14 protein-coding genes and 1 tRNA gene are annotated in these 17,848 nt (G+C 65.6%); 8 read left to right on the forward strand and 7 right to left on the reverse strand.

Annotated features, from left to right (window positions below):
- The first annotated feature begins 369 nt into the window (after positions 1–369).
- The 5 genes from J7I92_RS13820 to dctA all read left to right on the forward strand — a co-directional run bounded on the left by J7I92_RS13820 (position 370) and on the right by dctA (position 6,469).
- The gene (locus J7I92_RS13820; protein ID WP_214841358.1) at positions 370–1,938 is read left to right on the forward strand and encodes an NCS1 family nucleobase:cation symporter-1; all 1,569 of its coding nucleotides are present in this window, start codon (positions 370–372) and stop codon (positions 1,936–1,938) included.
- Between the two features lie 61 nt (positions 1,939–1,999).
- Positions 2,000–2,743 (forward strand): aspartate/glutamate racemase family protein, encoded by a 744-nt coding sequence (locus J7I92_RS13825; protein WP_214841360.1) that lies wholly within the window; start codon positions 2,000–2,002, stop codon positions 2,741–2,743.
- 81 nt (positions 2,744–2,824) lie between these two features.
- A complete protein-coding gene (locus J7I92_RS13830) occupies positions 2,825–3,604 on the forward strand; it encodes an SDR family oxidoreductase (protein ID WP_214841361.1) in 780 nt (259 codons plus the stop codon).
- A 141-nt stretch (positions 3,605–3,745) separates the two neighbouring features.
- Entirely contained in the window at positions 3,746–4,759 is a 1,014-nt protein-coding gene (locus J7I92_RS23955) for an endonuclease domain-containing protein (protein WP_251039923.1), read from the forward strand.
- 201 nt (positions 4,760–4,960) lie between these two features.
- The gene (dctA, locus tag J7I92_RS13840; RefSeq protein ID WP_214841362.1) at positions 4,961–6,469 is read left to right on the forward strand and encodes a C4-dicarboxylate transporter DctA; all 1,509 of its coding nucleotides are present in this window, start codon (positions 4,961–4,963) and stop codon (positions 6,467–6,469) included.
- A gap of 329 nt (positions 6,470–6,798) precedes the next feature.
- Here the strand turns inward: dctA and J7I92_RS13845 are convergent, their stop codons facing one another.
- The 3 genes from J7I92_RS13845 to J7I92_RS13855 are packed head-to-tail and all read right to left on the reverse strand — an operon-like array spanning position 6,799 to position 9,833.
- Complete coding sequence (locus J7I92_RS13845) at positions 6,799–7,185, reverse strand: sterol carrier family protein (protein ID WP_214841363.1); 387 nt, start codon at positions 7,183–7,185, stop codon at positions 6,799–6,801.
- Position 7,186: 1 nt separating this feature from the next.
- On the reverse strand, positions 7,187–8,203 hold the full coding sequence (locus J7I92_RS13850) for an asparaginase (RefSeq protein WP_214841364.1): 1,017 nt from the start codon (positions 8,201–8,203) through the stop codon (positions 7,187–7,189).
- Positions 8,204–8,255: 52 nt separating this feature from the next.
- Positions 8,256–9,833 (reverse strand): molybdopterin-dependent oxidoreductase, encoded by a 1,578-nt coding sequence (locus J7I92_RS13855; RefSeq protein WP_214841365.1) that lies wholly within the window; start codon positions 9,831–9,833, stop codon positions 8,256–8,258.
- Between the two features lie 90 nt (positions 9,834–9,923).
- Between J7I92_RS13855 and purD the strand changes: the two genes are divergently transcribed.
- Together purD and J7I92_RS13865 are read left to right on the forward strand one after the other, a co-directional pair.
- On the forward strand, positions 9,924–11,240 hold the full coding sequence (gene purD, locus J7I92_RS13860; protein ID WP_214841495.1) for a phosphoribosylamine--glycine ligase: 1,317 nt from the start codon (positions 9,924–9,926) through the stop codon (positions 11,238–11,240).
- Position 11,241: 1 nt separating this feature from the next.
- Positions 11,242–12,192, forward strand: coding sequence for a phosphoribosylaminoimidazolesuccinocarboxamide synthase (locus J7I92_RS13865; protein ID WP_214841367.1), 951 nt, complete (start codon positions 11,242–11,244; stop codon positions 12,190–12,192).
- A gap of 11 nt (positions 12,193–12,203) precedes the next feature.
- Here the strand turns inward: J7I92_RS13865 and J7I92_RS13870 are convergent, their stop codons facing one another.
- The gene (locus tag J7I92_RS13870; protein ID WP_214841369.1) at positions 12,204–13,478 is read right to left on the reverse strand and encodes a helix-turn-helix domain-containing protein; all 1,275 of its coding nucleotides are present in this window, start codon (positions 13,476–13,478) and stop codon (positions 12,204–12,206) included.
- 131 nt (positions 13,479–13,609) lie between these two features.
- On the opposite strand from J7I92_RS13870, the gene J7I92_RS13875 reads away from it, so the two are divergent.
- A complete protein-coding gene (locus tag J7I92_RS13875) occupies positions 13,610–13,831 on the forward strand; it encodes a hypothetical protein (RefSeq protein WP_214841371.1) in 222 nt (73 codons plus the stop codon).
- A 194-nt stretch (positions 13,832–14,025) separates the two neighbouring features.
- Here the strand turns inward: J7I92_RS13875 and J7I92_RS13880 are convergent.
- From J7I92_RS13880 to J7I92_RS13890, 3 genes are all read right to left on the reverse strand, one after another.
- Positions 14,026–14,102, reverse strand: a tRNA-Pro gene (locus tag J7I92_RS13880).
- Between the two features lie 93 nt (positions 14,103–14,195).
- Entirely contained in the window at positions 14,196–16,028 is a 1,833-nt protein-coding gene (locus J7I92_RS13885) for an ABC transporter ATP-binding protein (RefSeq protein ID WP_214841373.1), read from the reverse strand.
- Positions 16,025–17,845, reverse strand: a complete 1,821-nt coding sequence (locus tag J7I92_RS13890) for an ABC transporter ATP-binding protein (RefSeq protein ID WP_214841374.1) — start codon at positions 17,843–17,845, stop codon at positions 16,025–16,027. The genes J7I92_RS13885 and J7I92_RS13890 overlap by 4 nt, the downstream gene beginning before the upstream one ends.
- Positions 17,846–17,848: the final 3 nt, after the last annotated feature.

The following is a 17,848-nucleotide window of genomic DNA, read 5'->3' on the forward strand; positions in this document are numbered from 1 at the left end:
GGTATCTTCTCCTGCAGCCACGGCAGCCTCTTTTCATCTTTGAATGTCTGGGCTCGGTTGTTTTCATATTGTGATAAAACATTCTTGCTATCCGAGATTAGGCAGGTGGGCCCAAGGCGGTCAAGGTGAAGCCGCGGGGCCGAAGGCAACCACGGTCACTTTCCCTGCTTCACACCGAATGTGACCGTTCCCGATGGCTAGGGACCCTTGACCGGAAGGTGACCCAGGTCATACCCTTATTCCACTATTCAAAACTGCATTTCCACCTTATGGAAGTCGCGTCGGGGAAGCCGCGCTTCCCTTCAAGCCCTTTCCCAGATCACCCCATCACGCAGAACCCACACCCATCCCCCAGAACTGGAGATCCAGATGCAGACGACCCCATCAGTCGGCGTCGATACGGCTCCTGCCCCGACAGAGTTGTCGGGCCAGCCGATCCATCCCGCAACGGGCATTGACGCCCTTTGTGAAACAGCCACCGCAGCCTCCGGGCGCACCATCAGCCCCAGCCTCTACAACATCGACCTGGCCCCGACCAAGCGCGAGGGGCGCCGCTGGACCAGCTACAGCATCTTCACCCTGTGGGCGAATGACGTGCACAGCCTCGGAAACTACGCCTTTGCCATTGGGCTTTTCGCGCTGGGGCTCGGCGGCTGGCAGATTCTCCTGGCCCTCGGTGTGGGAGCTGTCCTGCTGTTCGCCCTCCTTAGTTTCTCGGGCTTCATGGGCGTCAAGACCGGTGTGCCATTCCCCGTCATGAGCCGGATCAGCTTCGGCATCCGGGGTGCCCAGATCGCAAGCCTCCTGCGCGGGGCGGTGGCAGTGGCCTGGTTCGGCATCCAGACCTACCTGGCATCGGTGGTGCTTCGCGTCATGCTCGTGGCTATGGTTCCTGCACTGCACGAACTGGACACCAACGCCGTCCTCGGACTGTCCACCCTAGGCTGGGCCGCCTTCGTGTTCCTCTGGATCGTCCAGCTGGTCATCGTCAGCTTCGGCATGGAAATGATCCGCAAGTACGAGGCCTTCGCCGGTCCGGTCATTCTGGTGACCATGGCCGCCATCGCCATCTGGATCTTCGCCGAGGCCGGCGGCTCCATCGCGTGGGCTTCGGACAACGCACTCGAAGGCGCGGACATGTGGCGCACCATCTTCGCCGGCGGCGCCCTCTGGGTGTCCATCTACGGAACCTTCGTCCTGAACTTCTGCGACTTCACCCGGTCCGCCGTCTCCAAGAAGGCGGTAGTGCGCGGCAACTTCTGGGGCATCCCGATCAACATGCTCCTTTTCGGGGCAATCGTGGTGGTCATGGCCGGCGGCCAGTTCAAGATCAACGGCACGGTCATCCAGAGCCCGTCGGACATTGTCCAGACCATTCCGAACACGCTGTTCCTGGTGCTGGCCTGCCTCGCCTTGCTCGTCCTCACCATCGCCGTGAACCTGATGGCCAACTTCGTTGCTCCTGTCTACGCCCTGACCAACCTTTTCCCGAAGCACCTCAACTTCCGCAAGGCCGCCTGGGTCAGCGGCACCATCGGCCTCGTCATCCTTCCGTGGAACCTCTACAACAACCCGCTCGTGATCGTGTACTTCCTGGGCGGCCTCGGGGCTTTGCTCGGACCTCTCTTCGGCGTCGTGATGGCCGACTACTGGCTGCTGCGCCGCGGCCGGGTCAACGTGATTGAGCTCTACACGGAAGACCCCGCCGGTGCGTACTTCTACAAGAAGGGCTTCAACCCCCGGGCGATCATTGCCCTGGTTCCGGCGGCCGCCGTCGCGCTCCTGATAGCGTTCGTTCCGGCGCTCGAGGCAGCCGCCCCGTTTGCCTGGTTCTTCGCGGCCGGCATCGCCGCCGTCGTCTATTACTTCATTGCGGACCGCTCGCAGCGGCTGGAAGATGTCGACGGCGAGACGATCGCCGTCGCGAGCACCCACTGACGCCCGCACCACTCATCTGTCCAGACCAACTCTGTCCATACCAACAGCGGAAGACACCACCATGCGCATTCTTGTCGCGAACGTAAATACAACGCAGTCCATGACGGATTCCATCGCCGCCCAGGCACGGGCGGCGGCGGCGCCGGGCACCGAGATCGTGGGGATCACGCCCCGATTCGGCGCGGACTCCTGTGAGGGAAACTTCGAAAGCTACCTGGCAGCCATTGCCGTCATGGACGCGGTGGTGAACTATCCGGAGCCGTTCGACGCCGTCATCCAGGCAGGCTATGGCGAGCACGGCCGTGAGGGGCTGCAGGAGCTCCTGGACGTTCCCGTCGTCGACATCACCGAGGCTGCGGCCTCGACGGCCATGTTCCTGGGCCACAAATACTCGGTGGTCACCACCCTGGACCGGGCCGTCCCATTGATCGAGGACCGGCTGAAGCTGGCCGGGCTGGAGGCACGGTGCGCCTCGGTGCGTGCCAGCGGGATGGCCGTCCTGGAACTGGAGGAGGAACCGGAGCGGGCTGTCGAAGCGATCATTGAGCAGGCACTGGTCGCCGTCCGCGACGACAAGGCCGAAGTCATTGTCCTGGGCTGCGGCGGCATGGCCGGGCTGGACGAGGAGATCCGCAAGCGCGCCGGCGTCCCGGTGGTGGACGGCGTCGCGGCGGCCGTCACCATCGCCGAGTCGCTCGTCCGGCTGGGGCTTTCCACGTCCAAAGTCCGGACCTACGCCAGCCCGCGACCCAAGACCGTCATAGGCTGGCCCATAACGGCAGCGGCTGTGCCCGCTGCGCGGTAGCCTGGCCGGACCCGCAAGCCTGGCCAGACCCGCAAGTTTGGCCAGATCCGCAAGTTTGGCCAGATCCGCAAGGAGCGACAAATGACTGCAACCCACCGGCCCGTAGCACCCCACCGGCCGGGGCCGGTCGCCGTCGTGACCGGTGCCGGTTCCGGAATCGGCCGGGCGGTGGCGCGGCTGATGCTGGCCGAGGGGTACCGCGTAGTGCTGGCCGGACGCCGTGAGGAGCCCCTGCTCGAGTCCGCGGCGGGGCATCGCCAGGCGCTGACAGTGCCATGCGATGTCACAGTGCCCGACGACGTCGAACGCCTTTTCGCTGCTGCCCTCCACAAGTGGGGGAGGGTGGACGTCCTGTTCAACAACGCGGGCGTGTTCGGGCCGGCCGCGTCGGTGGATGAGATCAGCGTAGAGGACTGGAATGCGGTGGTGGCGGTGAACCTCACCGGTTCAATGCTGTGCGCCGCTGCTGCCGTGCGGGCCATGAAAGCTCAGGAGCCGCAGGGTGGCCGGATCATCAACAACGGGTCCATCGCCGCGCACTCCCCCCGGCCGCGGACTGTGGCCTACACGGTCACCAAGCACGCGATGACGGGGCTGACCAAGAGCATCGAATTGGACGGCCGGGAGTTTGGCATCACGTGCGGCCAGATCGACATCGGCAACACGGCCACCGACATCATGGGCGCCATCGGCGTCGACTCCGGCGCCTTGCAGGCCGACGGCACGCGGAAGGTGGAGCCGACATTCCCGGTCCAGGACGCAGCGCGGGCTGTGCTGCTGATGGCAGGCATGCCGGCCTCGGCCAGCGTGGGCTCGGTGGTGGTGACGGCGGCCGGAATGCCCTTCATCGGCCGCGGCTGAGCCGGGGCTTCTTGGAGTTTTTGTCCACATAACGGGACTTCCGGGCCTCGGAAGTCCCCGTAGCTGGACAAAAACTCGCGTTCCCGGAAGCAGGCCTGTGGATAACCCCTGGTTCCCATTCTGGGAGTGCCTCAATGGATCATGAGCAGATTGTCACCGCTTCCCGACGAGATCAGCGGCAGGCCCTTCGCGGTTCAGGAGGCAACCGACGCCGGCGTGCGCACCAGCAGGCTGCTGGGTTCCGACCTGCACCGGCCAAGCCGCGGGCTCCGCGTGCCGAAGGGATACCAGACTGATCTTGCCGGCCTTGTCCGTTCACATACGGAGCTCGATGCGGGCACCTTCGGCACCCTTCTCAGCGCTGCCGAAATCCACGGGCTTCCGCTGCCGCCGTGGGCGGAATTCCGGCCCGACGGCGGCGGTCCCGTTACCGCCGTCGTCGAACCCGTGCCGTGGGGAAAGAAGACAGGCCCGCATTTCCGCCAGCCCGGCCGCTTCCTGCACCTCGCGCGACGGGGCGGCGCAACGCTGCCGCGGCGGAAGGGAGTGGCGGGGCACCGCCTCCGGATCCGCGAAGGCGATCTCATCGACATCGACGGATTGAGGCTCACCTCTGTGGCCCGCACCTGGGTTGACCTCGGCTCGGTACTGCCCATTGACGACCTTGTGGTGGCCGGCGATGCCATCGTCAGCGAGCACAACCGGACGTTCGGGCCGCCCAAACGGGCAATGGTGCCGCTGGCAGAGCTGCGGACGTTCGTAGACAACGCCAACGGAATCCACGGCGTGCGCAAGGCAAGGCTCGCGCTTGAGCTGCTCCGCGTCGGCGTCGATTCGCCTCCCGAAAGCAAGCTCCGCCTGCTGCTGGACAATGCCGGGCTCCCCGAGTTCACGCCGAACTTCCGTGTCGACGATGCTACGCACCGGCCGGTCTGGACGGACCTGGGCTGCGCGAGGTTCCGGACATGCATCGAGTACGACGGCGGGCATCACCTCACGCCGCCACAACAGGCTTTGGACGCCTACCGGGATCAGCGGGTGGCAGACGCGGGCTGGAGACAGGTCAAAATCAACAAAATCGACATGGAGCACGGACCCGAGTGGGTAGCGTGGAGGGTCAAAAACGCGCTTCGCAAGCAGGGCTGGCAGCGTTGAAGTTGTGGTCACATATCGCGGGAAGGAGTCCTCGCAGCTCCCCGGAAGTGGACAAAAACTCCGGAATCCTAGAGCCGCACCGAGGCACACCTATTCCACAATATGAAAACACTATTTCCCCTTGCGGAATAATGTGAGGGGGGTTACTTTGGAAACAGACCCCGATCTCCGGGGCTGTTCCCGATTGATAGGTACAGATCAATGAAGATCCCAGATTCCGCGGCGCTGAAGGCGAGTTCGGCGCCGTCGAAGAAGAAGCCCCTGTACAGGTCGCTCTTCTTCCAAATTCTGATCGCCGTCGTGGCAGGTGTTCTTATCGGACATTTCTGGCCGGACCTCGGCTCGCAGCTGAGGCCTCTCGGTGACGGATTCATCCAGCTCATCAAGATGATCATCGCGCCGCTGATTTTCCTGGTGATCGTTACCGGAATTTCGGCCGTAGGCGACGTCAAGGCGGTCGGAAGGGTCGGAGTCAAAGCCCTTCTCTACTTCACCGCGGCCACGCTTTTCGCGCTGGTCTTCGGCCTGATCGTAGGCAACATCGTCCAGCCCGGTGCCGGACTGAACATCGATCCCAGCACCCTGTCCCAGGAAGCGCTGAACGCGAAAACCGGCACCACGCCGCCGAAGGACGCAGCCCACTTCATCCTGGACATCATTCCCACCAGCGTGATCGGCGCCTTCGCCAGCAACAGCCTGCTTCAGGTCCTGTTCTTCTCGGTCTTCTTCGGTGCGGCCATCGTGGTCATCGGACGCGAGCGGTGCATGCCGGTCATCAGCCTGATGGAGACCGTCCTGGAGCTCATCTTCAAGATCATGTCCTGGATCATGAAGGTTGCGCCGATCGGTGCCTTCGGCGCCATGGCGTTCATCATCGGCCAGTACGGCCTCGACACCCTCAGCACCTACGCCATGCTGATCGCTGCCTGCTACGGCGCGGCCATCGTCTTCATCGCGCTGCTGTTCCTCGTGGCCTGGGGATTCGCCCGGGTGCCGCTCTGGCACTTCCTGAAGTACACCCGTGAAGAGTTCCTGCTGGCCCTCGGCACCGCCTCCACCGAAGCGGTCATGCCGCGCATCATGACCAAGCTGACCAACGCCGGCTGCTCCCGCGCCACCACCGGCCTGGTGGTTCCCACCGGCTATTCCTTCAACCTCGACGGCGCCGCGATCTACCTCTCGATCTCCCTGCTCTTCCTGGCCCAGGCCTTCGGGCACCACCTGGACCTTGGCCAGCAGCTGGCCGCTCTCGGCGTCCTGCTCCTGACCTCCAAGGGTATGGCCGGTGTGCCAGGATCATCGTTCCTTGCACTGTCCGCCACCGCGGCCGCTCTCGGGATCTTCCCGGTTGCCGGCGTAGCCCTGCTCCTTGGCGCGGACCGGCTCATGGATTCCATGCGAGTTGTGGTCAACCTGCTCGGGAACTGCGTGGCCACGTTTGTCGTCTCGAAGTGGGAGGGCCAGTTCGACCGCAGCGTCATGGTCCGTGCGTTCCAAGGCGAAATCACCAACCACGATTCGGCCATTATGCTCGGAGTCGAGGACGACTTTGAGGACCAGGAACTCGAACGGATCAGTGGAGGAGGGGCACCGTCGCCCAAGTTCCGCGGCGGCCCGAGCCCCGGGGACATCCCCGGATTCCAAATGAGCCGGCCCGGCGCCCACGCAGGTCCGCCGGAGCACAGCTCGGCCGCCATCCACCACGAATAACAGCAACGTCCCAAACAGCATTTCACGCAGCCCCGCCCCGGGAGCCCTCCGGTGCGGGGCTGTGCTGTGTCCGCCTATAACCCGCCGCCCGCCGCCGCCCGCCCGCCGCCGTCACCCGCGGCCGTCGCCCGCCGCCGACTCCCGCACCTGCGCCGAGCCGCCCCGTCTCCCGCCCCCGCATGGAGTTTTTGTCCAGATAATGGGGCTTCGGACGTCCGGAAGTCCCTCGATATGGACAAAAACTCGAATGGAACGGGGGGAGGAGGGGACGAGGGGAGGAGGGGACGAGGAAGGAGGGGAGGAGGGAAAGGGGGCGGAGGGGGATTTGGTCAGAGGGGGAGGAGGTCCGAGAGGTCGGCCCGCAGGCCTGAGGCGGCTACGTTGCCGGAGGCGACGGCGTCGGCCCAGCTCAGCCGGCCGGTGACCATCGCCAGCCAGGTGGCGGCGTCGCACTCTATGACGTTCGGGGGAGTGCCGCGCGTGTGCCGCGGGCCCTCCACACACTGGGTGACGCCGAACGGCGGGACGCGCACCTCCACGGAATTGCCCGGCGCCCGCGCGGTGACCTCCTCCAGCGAGTAGCGCACCGCCGTCGCGGTCACCGCCCGCGGAACGCCCGACGCCGGGACCTCCGACGCCGGGACGGCGGCTTCCAGCCACGCGGCCAGGGCGGCGCGGCCTTCTTCAATGTCAATACGTCGACGTGAAACGGCCATGTCAGTCCAGGAGTGCCGAGACGGCGTGGCCGAGCCGGATCTTGCCCACGGGCCGTCCGCCGCCCAGCACGGGTTCAACCACCTTTTCCAGGACGCTGGCGACGCCCGGGATGTCCACCGCGCCTGAGGCGGCCAGCAGCGTAAGGCCCACCAGGGTGGTGGCCCGCAGGTTTCCGTCCAACACCTTGATGGCCACCGAAACGCCCGTGGTGGTGGCCATGGCCAGGACGCCTTCCGCGCCGATCTTGGCGATGATCTCGAGCTCGTCCATCACGAGGGTGTTGGGCTCACCCTTGCCTTGGACGGCCCACGGGTAATCCAGCATGGACGTGGCGATGGTGGCTGCCCTGGCATTGGAGTTCTTGTCGCCCGGGGCCTTGGCCAGCCGCGAGTACGCACGCGCGAGTCCAGTCAAGGAGATGGCCGCCACCGGAGCGCCGCAGCCGTCGATGCCCAGGTGCGCAATCTGCTCGCCGGAGTACTCCTCGATGGCTGACCGGACGCGCTGCTGCATCGGATGGTTGGGCTCGAGGTAGCTGTGGGTGTCCCAGCCGTTCTCCGTGCAGGCCCACAGGAACGCGGCGTGCTTGCCTGAGCAGTTGAACGCGAGCTTGGACTTGCCCTGTTCGGACCGGATGAGCCAGTGCCGCGCGTTTTCGTCCTGCGGCCAGGCGGCGGGGCACTGCAGCTGCTCTTCCTTGACTCCGGCAGCCTTGAGCATTCCCTCCACCACGTCCATGTGGTCCAGGGATCCGGTATGGCTGGCGCAGGCCAGGGCAACCTGCGCGCCGCGCAGGGGCACTCCGGCCTGCATGGCGGCCAGGGCCTGGAGCGGCTTCAAGGAGGAGCGGGCGTAGATGGGGGTGGTGATGTCGCCGAGCTGCGTGACCACCGTTCCGTCGGCGGCAAGAACCACGGCTGAGCCGATGTGCCGCGACTCGACGAAGCCGCTCCGTTCCACGACTGCCAGTTCGACGGCGGACTCCACTGTGAATGTGGCATGCGGATTTTGTGGCATGGCTAAAGTCTATTCTGCCGGCGGCTGAAACCCCGGCAATCCGGGCCCACAGCTACTGCACCGTGACCATGACCGACTGCCAGCCGGAGGCTCCGTCGGGCACAGGATCGGCGCGCTTCTCCGTCTGGACCTCTCCCGTGCCGTCCGTGGCGCGGGCCTTGATGTAGTGCGGCCCGGGCGTGGCATCCCATTCGAACGACCACTGCCGCCAGGTCACCACTGACGCTTCCGCGGACAGCACCGCTTCGGTCCAGGGGCCATTGTCGATCTGCACTTCCACCTTGGTGATGCCCCGGGTCTGCGCCCAGGCAGTGCCGCCGATCGCGACCTTTCCGGCCGGGACCTGGGCAAAGGACCTGGGCACCTCCACCCTGGCCATGGTCTTGATGGGGCCGCGTTCGGACCAGCCGCGGTCGGTCCAGTACGCCTTGCTGTCCGCGAAGCGCGTGACTTCGAGGTCAACCACCCACTTGGTGGCGGAGACGAAGCCGTACAAACCCGGGACCACCATGCGGACGGGGTAGCCGTGTTCCAGCGGCAGGGGCTCGCCGTTCATGCCGATCGCCAGCATCGCGTCCCTGTCGTCCTGCAGGACTTCCAGCGGTGTGGAGGCGCTGAAGCCGTCCTGGGAGGTGGACAGGACCATGTCGGCGCCTTCCGTGGGGCGTGCCATCTTCAGGACCTCGCGAAGGGGGAAGCCAAGCCATTTGGCGTTGCCGGCCAGGTTGCCGCCCACCGGGTTCGACACGCAGGTGAGGGTTACGTGGGACTCGATCAGCTCGGCGTCGAGCAGGTCCTGGAAGGTGAGGGTGACTTCCTGCTCCACCAGGCCGTGGACCCGGAGCTCCCATTCCTCGGCGTTGATCTCCGGCGCGCTCAGGGCGGTGTCGATCCGGTAGAACTCGTTATTGGGCGTGATCCACGGCGTGACGCCAGGCGCGGCGGACTGCACTCCTGCAGGGACGGCCGGAGCTGCCTTGACCGGCGAAGGAAGGGTAAGCGACTCACGGGCCTGCGCGACGTTGTTCCGCGCCGCGCTGAGTAGCCGGCCTCCGGTGGCCGCGATGGCAGCGGCCGCCGCCGTGATGCCGGTGGCGGCGAAAAACGCGCGCCGCGTGGTGGCAGGTCGTTCGGGGTCCTTGGCTGCCACGTCCGCGGCGACGCCGGGCCATGAACGCATCCGCCACAGCCGCGTGATGAGGAGGCGCAGCACCACCAGCCCGGCCAGGGTGCCGATCAGCGAGGGAACGGCGTCCACCGGCTTCACGCTGGCCCGCGTGACCACGCTGGCCACAATGACCCCGCCCATCAGCAGCACTCCGGCCACGCCCAGGGCCCACTTGCGGTAGGCCACCACACCCAGGACGCAGGCGAGCAGGAGAACTGTCAGCCCCATCCCTGCAAACAGCGCCGCCTTGTCATTGGTGCCGAACGTGGCGATGGCAAAGTCCTTCAGCCACGGCGGAGTGAAGTCGATGAACGTGGAGCCCACGGCAATGAGCGGCGTTGCCCGCGCCGTGAAGAAGGCGCCGATCAGTTCCGCAACGGAAAGTACGACGGCGGCCGCGGCCACGCCTGCCAGCGCAGCCATCGCCGTGGGACCCTTGAGCCAGTTCGTGAGCTTCTTCATGCCGGAGGTTCGTAGCCGCCCGCCGTCCGGATTGACGGAGCAGGTCACGGCTTAGGAGCGGACCCGGTGCACAAAGTACCCTTGGAGACTGTGAAGGTACTCGTCATTGGCCCCGGTGGCCGCGAACACGCCATTGTCCGTTCCCTGCTTGCAGACCCCAACGTTTCCGAAGTCCACGCGGCTCCCGGCAATGCGGGCATCGGAAAGCTGGTCCCCACGTACGCCATTGACGGCAATGATCCGGATGCTGTGGCGGCCCTGGCCACCCGGCTGGGCGTGGACCTCGTGGTGGTCGGCCCCGAGGCGCCCCTGGCGGCCGGTGTTTCCGATGCCGTCCGTGCTGCCGGGATCCCGGTGTTCGGACCCAGCAAAGCGGCTGCCCAGCTGGAGGCCTCCAAGGCATTCGCCAAGCAGATCATGGCCGAGGCCGGAGTCCCCACCGCCATGGCCCGCGTCGCCGGCACCATTGAGGAAGCCGCCGACGCGTTGGACGCCTTCGGCACCCCCTATGTCGTCAAGGACGACGGCCTGGCCGCAGGCAAGGGTGTCGTGGTCACCAGGAACCGGGACGAAGCCCTGGCCCACGCCCAGAGCTGCTTCGACGCCGGCGGCACCGTGGTGATCGAGGAATTCCTGGACGGCCCGGAAGTTTCCCTGTTCGTCCTGTGCGATGGTCGCAACACCGTTGCCCTGTCACCGGCGCAGGATTTCAAGCGCATCTTCGACAACGACGAAGGCCCCAACACCGGCGGCATGGGCGCGTACACCCCGCTGGAATGGGCCCCTGAAGGCCTGGTCCAGGAGGTCATCGACCGGGTGGCGCAGCCCACCGTGGACGAAATGGCCCGCCGCGGCACTCCTTTCGTCGGCGTCCTGTTTGTCGGCCTGGCCCTGACCTCGCGCGGCACCCGTGTCATCGAATTCAACGTCCGCTTCGGCGATCCCGAAACCCAGGCTGTCCTCGCCCGGCTCAAGACGCCGCTCGGTGCCCTGCTCCTCGCAGCAGCCAAGGGCGAACTGGACAAGGCGGAAGAGCTGCGCTGGTCCAAGGAGACCGCGGTCGCCGTCGTCGTCGCGTCCGAAAACTACCCGGACACTCCGCGCACCGGTGAGCGCATCCGGGGCCTCAAGAAGGTGGAAGAGCTGGAAGGCGTGCACGTGATCCACGCCGGCACCAAGCTGGACGAGGAAGGCAAGGTGGTCTCCGCGGGGGGCCGGGTACTCGCCGTGGTGGCGCTCGGAACCGACCTCGTGGAGGCACGCGAACGGGCGTACGACGGCGTGGAGCTGGTTCAGCTCGAAGGCGGACAGTTCCGCACGGACATCGGCGGCAAAGCGGCACGCGGTGAGATCAAGGTAGCCTCCACTGCCACCAGCTCACTGCCCGTGACGAAGGCGAAGGCGTAGCATGACTGAGAATTCCCCGCTGGAATCCCCCAAAACGGGACTGGACACCGAAACGCTGGACCTGCCGGGCTGGCGCCACGTTTACTCCGGAAAGGTCCGCGACCTCTACGTCCCCGCGGATGAATCGCTCGCGGAGCAGTTCGGCCAGGAGTGCGTCCTGGTGGTGGCCAGCGACCGCATCAGCGCCTACGACCATGTGCTTTCCAGCGAGATCCCGGACAAGGGCCGCATTCTAACGCAGCTGAGCCTCTGGTGGTTCGACCAACTGGACGTGGACCACCACGTGCTGGCATCCACTGTGGAGGACGGTGTCCCCTCGGCGGTCGCGGGCCGGGCCATGATCTGCAAGAAGCTCGAAATGTTCCCGGTGGAATGCATCGCCCGCGGCTACCTCACCGGCTCCGGCCTGCTGGAGTACCGGCAGTCCGGGACCGTCTGTGAGATCCCGCTGCCGGAGGGACTGGTGGACGGTTCACGCCTGGAGCACGCCATCTTCACACCGTCCGCCAAGGCGGAAGTGGGAGAGCACGACGAAAACATCACGTACGACGCCGTGGTGGCCATGGTCGGCGACGATATCGCTGCCCGGCTCAGCGAGCTGACGCTGAAGATCTACACGACGGCGGAAGAGACCGCCCGGGAGCGGGGCATCATCCTTGCTGACACCAAGGTGGAGTTTGGCTACGACGCCGTCTCCGGGTCCATCACCCTGGGCGATGAGGTCCTCACGCCGGATTCCTCGCGCTTCTGGGACGCGGCTACTTATGAGCCCGGCAGGGCCCAGCCGTCCTATGACAAGCAGTATGTCCGTGACTGGCTGACTTCCGCAGAATCCGGCTGGGACCGGGAATCGGACGTGCCTCCGCCGGCCCTGCCGGAGGACGTGGTGAGCCGCACGCGCGGCCGCTACGTTGAGGCCTATGAAAAGCTCACCGGGCTGAAGTTTGTTTAGGTGAAGTTCGTCTAGCTGGCCTCTGCCGCGGCTTCGGCCGCGGCGGCGCGCCGCTGGGCGAGTTTGATCTCCAGTACGGCGTCCATGGCCTGCTGCACCCGGTCCGAGGCGCCGGCTGCGCTGAATTCCTGCTGCGCCTCCTCGAGGAGCACCAGTGCTTCGTCGGATTCCCCGGCAGCCTTAAGCGACTTTCCCAGCAGGAGTGATACTTCGCCGGCCACGTGCCGGGCGAGGTCCTTCCGCTCGGCGTGGATCTCGCGGAGTTTCGCGACGGCAGCGGGGATGTCACCTGTGAGGTACAGCCAGCGCGCACGGATGAACGCCACTTCCAATTGGTCCGTCTTGTTGCCGCCCACGATGGACAGGGCCAGCTCGGCACGCTCGATCGCCGAGAGGGTTTCCGGCTCCACGATGCCGGAGGAGAGCCGGACTGCGGCGGAGGCCTTGTTGAAGCGGGCCCAGAGTTCAATGTCGTTGGCCGGCGAGAGCAGCTTGGCCGCGCGCTCGTGGTGCTTGATGCCTTCCGGGTAGTCATGCCGCATGAAGGCAACGTTCCCTATCACCCAGGCCACTTCGCCTGCGAGCTGCGAGATGGATTGATCGTCCATCTGGTCGTTCATGGCCTGGCAGTAGGTCCAGGCTTCGTCCAGCCGCCCGCTTTCCGCCAAGGCGCCGATCAGCGCCCGCAGGGCGCCGATGATCAGCGTTGAGCCCTTCGGCAGTTGCGAGCACAGTTCCACGGCCTTCTGCGCATGCTCGACGGCGGTGGCCAGCTGGCCCTGGCCGTGGCACACCGCGGCAAGCATCTGCCGGGCCCGCACGCCCAGGCCGGCGGACTCGGTGGCCATGGGGTGTTCGAGGAGGTGCAGCATGATGTTCTGGCATTCCTGCAGCTGGCCCTGCTTCATGAGGCATTCCGCCTGCATGTAGGTCATGTTCCACCAGGCGCTGGTGTTCTTTCCTTCTAGGGCAATCTGGGCTGCCGTGGCGGCGTGGGCGGCTGCGAGGGGATAGTCCCGGAGGTCCCACGCCTGGCGGGCATAGAGCCCGGCGAGTACGTACTCGGCGTCGCTGACCGAGATGGGCTGGCTCCAGGCTTCCAGCGCCTTGGGTGCCAGCTCGAGCCGGCGTGCTAACTCTTCAATAACGTCCGCGGTTGGTTCACGCCGGCCTGTTTCCAAGAGGGAGATGTAACTGGGAGAATAGAGGTCCCTTCCAAGTTCTGCTTGCGTCAACCCACGTTCGAGTCGTTCGGCGCGGAGCTTCTCCCCGAATCCGTTTCCCACGGGTTTTCCTCCAATTCCGGACAGTCGTTGTACCAAATGCTTGACAGTCTCTGTGGAAAACATTTTACAATGTATGTCAACAAGGGCAGTGCTGACTTTGTAACGAATCCGACTCGTATTGAGGAATCCTAATGTTGAAGAAGATCGCAGCCGCCGCCGCTTTGGCAGGCGCACTGGCGTTTTCAGCCGCAGCTCCGGCAGTGTTGTCTGCCAGTCCTGTCGGCAACTGGGCGGATCAGCTGGGCAGCACTATTGCGATCGGCAACTGGCCCGATCCCATGCAGGCCATTGGAAACTGGCCGGACCCCATGGCTGTTCCGGCTTTCATCGGGAACTGGCCGGATCCGATGTAAACAGTTGAGGTACTTCCCGCAAGGGATCCAGGCTCCGGGACATGTGCGAACCATGTCCCGGAGCTATTTTTTGGACCAAACGAGGTGCCCGGCCAGTCGACGCAAAGCAGCACCTTCAGGAACCTCTGAACGCTGCAGGCACGTCCGGGACATAAGCAAAGAGGGCCTTCCGAATGGAAGACCCTCTTACTTTTTGGTCGGGATGACAGGATTTGAACCTGCGACCTCTTCGTCCCGAACGAAGCGCGCTACCAAGCTGCGCTACATCCCGATCCGCTGCAAAAGCAACTTTACAAGAATAGCGGATGCTTGCCCCGGATGTGAAATCGGCTCTCCGGGGTACATGCCGGACGGCTCTGCAGGCCTACACGAGCGAGTCTTTCCAGGCCCCGTGCAGCTGGGCAAACCGCCCGCCGCCGCCGATGAGCTCCTCCGGGGTGCCGTCCTCCACCACCTGTCCGTCGTGGACCACCAGGACGCGGTCCGCTGTCTCGACCGTTGACAGGCGGTGGGCGATGATCAGCGCCGTGCGTCCGTCGTCGTGCCCCGATACGGCCTCCATCAGGCCGGCGAGCCCGCTCTGGACCAGGCGTTCGGAGGGGATGTCCAGCGAGGACGTGGCCTCGTCGAGGATGAGCACAGCGGGGCGGGCCAGGAAGGCGCGGGCAAAGCTGATGAGCTGGCGCTGGCCGGCCGAGACGCGGCCGCCGCGCTTGTTCACGTCCGTGTCGAAGCCTTCGGGCAGTTCCATGATGAACTCGTGGGCCCCGACGGCCCGGGCCGCCTCCTCGATCTCTTCGCGGGTGGCTTCCGGACGCCCCAGGGCAATGTTGTCCGCCACGGACCCGCTGAACAGGAAGGCCTCCTGGGTCACCATCACCACGTTCCGCCGCAGGTCATGCGTGGTGAGGTTCCGCAGGTCGACGTCGTCCAGCGTGACGGACCCCTCGGACACGTCGTAGAAGCGGGCGATCAGCTTGGCCAGCGTGGACTTGCCAGCACCGGTCCGGCCCACCAGGGCGACGATCTGGCCGGCCGGAATGTGCAGGTCCAGCTTCGGAATGATGACGGGGCCGTCGCCGTACCGGAATTCCACGCCGTTGAAGTTGATGGTGCCGCGGGCTTCAGGGAGCGCCACGGGGTTCCTAGGCGGCCGCACGGTGGGGATCTCCTCCAGCAGCCCCGAGACCTTCTCCAAGGCTGCCTGGGCGCTTTGGAAGGAGTTGTAGAACATGGCCATCTGGTCCACCGGCTGGAAGAAGCGCTTGGTGGACAGGATCAGGGCCAGCAGCACCCCCACCGCGAGGTCTCCGCTGAGCACCCGGAAGCCGCCGAAGAGGAGCACAACGGCGACGCAGACGTTGCCGATCAGCACGAGCCCGGGCTGGAAGACGCCGTTGAGGTTGATGGACCGGACCGTCGCCTTGCGGTAGTCCTCGGCCAGTTCGCCGTACCGTTCGGCGTTTTCCCGCTCCTTGCGGAAGGCCTTGACTGCCCGGATGCCTGTCATGGTTTCCACGAAATGCACGATCAGGCTGGCCGACACCACCCGGGATTCGCGGAAGGCGACCTGCGAGTGCTTCTGGTACCAGCGGGCCAGGAAGTACATGGGAACGCCTGCGGCCAGCACAATAAGCCCGCTGCGCCAGTCCAGGGCGAACACCGTGACAGCGGTGAACACCATAAAAAGCATCCCGGAGGCCAGCGAGCTGACGCCCGAGTCCAACAGTTCACGCAGCGCTTCCAGGTCCGAGGTCTGGCGGGCGATTATCCGGCCGGAGGTGTATTTCTCGTGAAACTCGAGGCTGAGCCGCTGCGTGTGCCGGAAAACGCGCACCCGAAGGTCCAGCAGCATCGACTGGCTCAGTTTGGCCGTCGATGTCACGTACAGGGCGGTGAGGCCCGCCGTGGCAACCGACGCCGCGACGTAACCGACGCCGGTGAGCACCAGGGGCAGGTTGTCCCCGGCCCGAAGGGCCGGAAGGGCGTGGTCGATGCCGAAGGCGATCAGCGCCGGGCCGGCTACCCGGGCCGCCTGTGAGAGGACCACCATGGCGATGGTCAGCCAGAACCTGAACCGGACGGGCCGGATCAGCGACCCCAGCAAGGCGAGCGACCGGCGTCGTACGGCTTTGCTTTCGGTCTTGCTCAGGTGGGCGTTGTCCTCGTTGGCGGTGCCGAACGTTGCGGTGCTCATCGGGAAACTTCCTCGGCGTGGGCGTCCGCCTGTTCTTCAAGCTCTGACAGTTCGGAATCGAGGTCCCGGGGTTCCGTTTCCAGGCTGGCGATCACATAGCGGTAGTGCTCGTTGTGAGCCAGCAGTTCCGAGTGTGTGCCGACCGCGGCGATCCGGCCGTCCTCGAGCAGCGCCACCCGGTCCGCCAGGGCCACGGTGGAGGGCCGGTGGGCGACGATCAGGGTGGTGGTCTCGGCGAGGACCTCGCGCAGCCGGGCTTCCACGAGTTCTTCGGTGTTGACGTCCAGGGCGGACAGCGGATCATCCATCACAAGCACCGTGGGCTTGGCGGCGATGGCCCGGGCCAGGGCGATCCGCTGCCGCTGCCCGCCGGAAAGGCTGAGGCCTTCCTCGCCGATCAGCGTGTCCACGCCGTCCGGCAGGGAGTAGGCAAAGTGCGCCTGGGCCACATCGAGGGCTTCCTCCAAGGTTTCCTGGCTCCGCTCCCTCGCACCGAGCAGGACGTTGTCGCGGACGGAACTGGAGAACAGGGTGGTGTCTTCGAAGGCCACCCCCACCACCGTGCGCAGTTCCTCCACGGGGAACTCGCGCAGGTCGACGCCGTCGATTGTGATGGAGCCGGTGGTGACGTCGTAGAGGCGGGGGACCAGCTGCAGGAGCGCGCTCTTGCCGCTGCCGGTGATGCCGACGAGGGCCATGGTCTCGCCGGGGCGGATGTCGAGGCTGACTTCCCTGAGGATCGGCTTGTCCGGGGCGTCATCGAACGCGAATGTGGCTGCGTTGAAGCTGAGCGCGCCCTTGAGCTGTGCGGGTGTCCGTGGCTTCTCCGGGCTGGTGATGGTGTTGGCCGTGTCCATGACTTCGAAGTGACGGTCCACCGCATTTTTGGCGGTCAGTGCCATGGCCAGCAGCATTCCGCTGAATTCCACGGGGGCGGCGATGACGGCGGCGGTGGCGAAAAAGGCCACCAGGGAACCGATGCTCAGCTGTCCGCCGGCTGCCAGCATGATGCCCACCACCAGTGCCGCGCCAAGGGCGAGTTCGGGCAGGAGCGTGACCACCATGCTGAACGTTGCCTGGTGGCGGGCCTTGGCAATTTCGGTCTGGCGGAGTTCCTCGGCCTGCTCGTTGAAACTTTCCAGGGCTTCGCGGCTGCGGCCGAATGCCTTGAGGACGCGGATTCCGTGGACCGATTCCTCAACGGTGGTGGCGAGGTCGCCGGCCTGGTCCTGGCTGCGCCGGGCCACCTTGCTGAAACGGGTCCGGAACCGGAATCCGTAGGCCATGATGGGCACCGCGGCGGCGAGGAAGATCAGGGCCAGCTGCCAGCTCATGGAAAACATCACGACGACGCCGATCACCACCGTCAGGGTGGTCACCACCAGCATGATGGCGCCGAAGGCCATCCAGCGCCGGAGGAAGTTCAGGTCCGTCATGGCCCTGGAGAGCAGCTGCCCGGATCCCCAGCGGTCATGGAAGGAGACCGTCAGGTCCTGGAGATGTCCGTAGAGCGATACGCGCATCCGCGTTTCCACGGTGGTGGCAGGGTTAATGACGAATTGGCGGCGAAGGGCAACAAGTCCGGCCTCGGCGATGCCCAGGGCCAGGATGACCAGGGATGCGTTCCAGACCGCTTCGGTGGCACCGCCGGGACGGAGCGATTCGTTGACCAGGACGCGGAGAACCTGCGGGATGGTCAGCGCGACGACGCTCGCCAGGAGGGCGGAGATCAGCCCCAGCAGGAGCCGGGGGAGGATGGGCCTGACGTGAGGGTATAAACGGCTGATGGATCTGAAAAATGACGTCTGCTTGGCCATGCC

The organism is Arthrobacter sp. ISL-72, from assembly GCF_018613755.1.
Classification (GTDB): domain Bacteria; phylum Actinomycetota; class Actinomycetes; order Actinomycetales; family Micrococcaceae; genus Arthrobacter.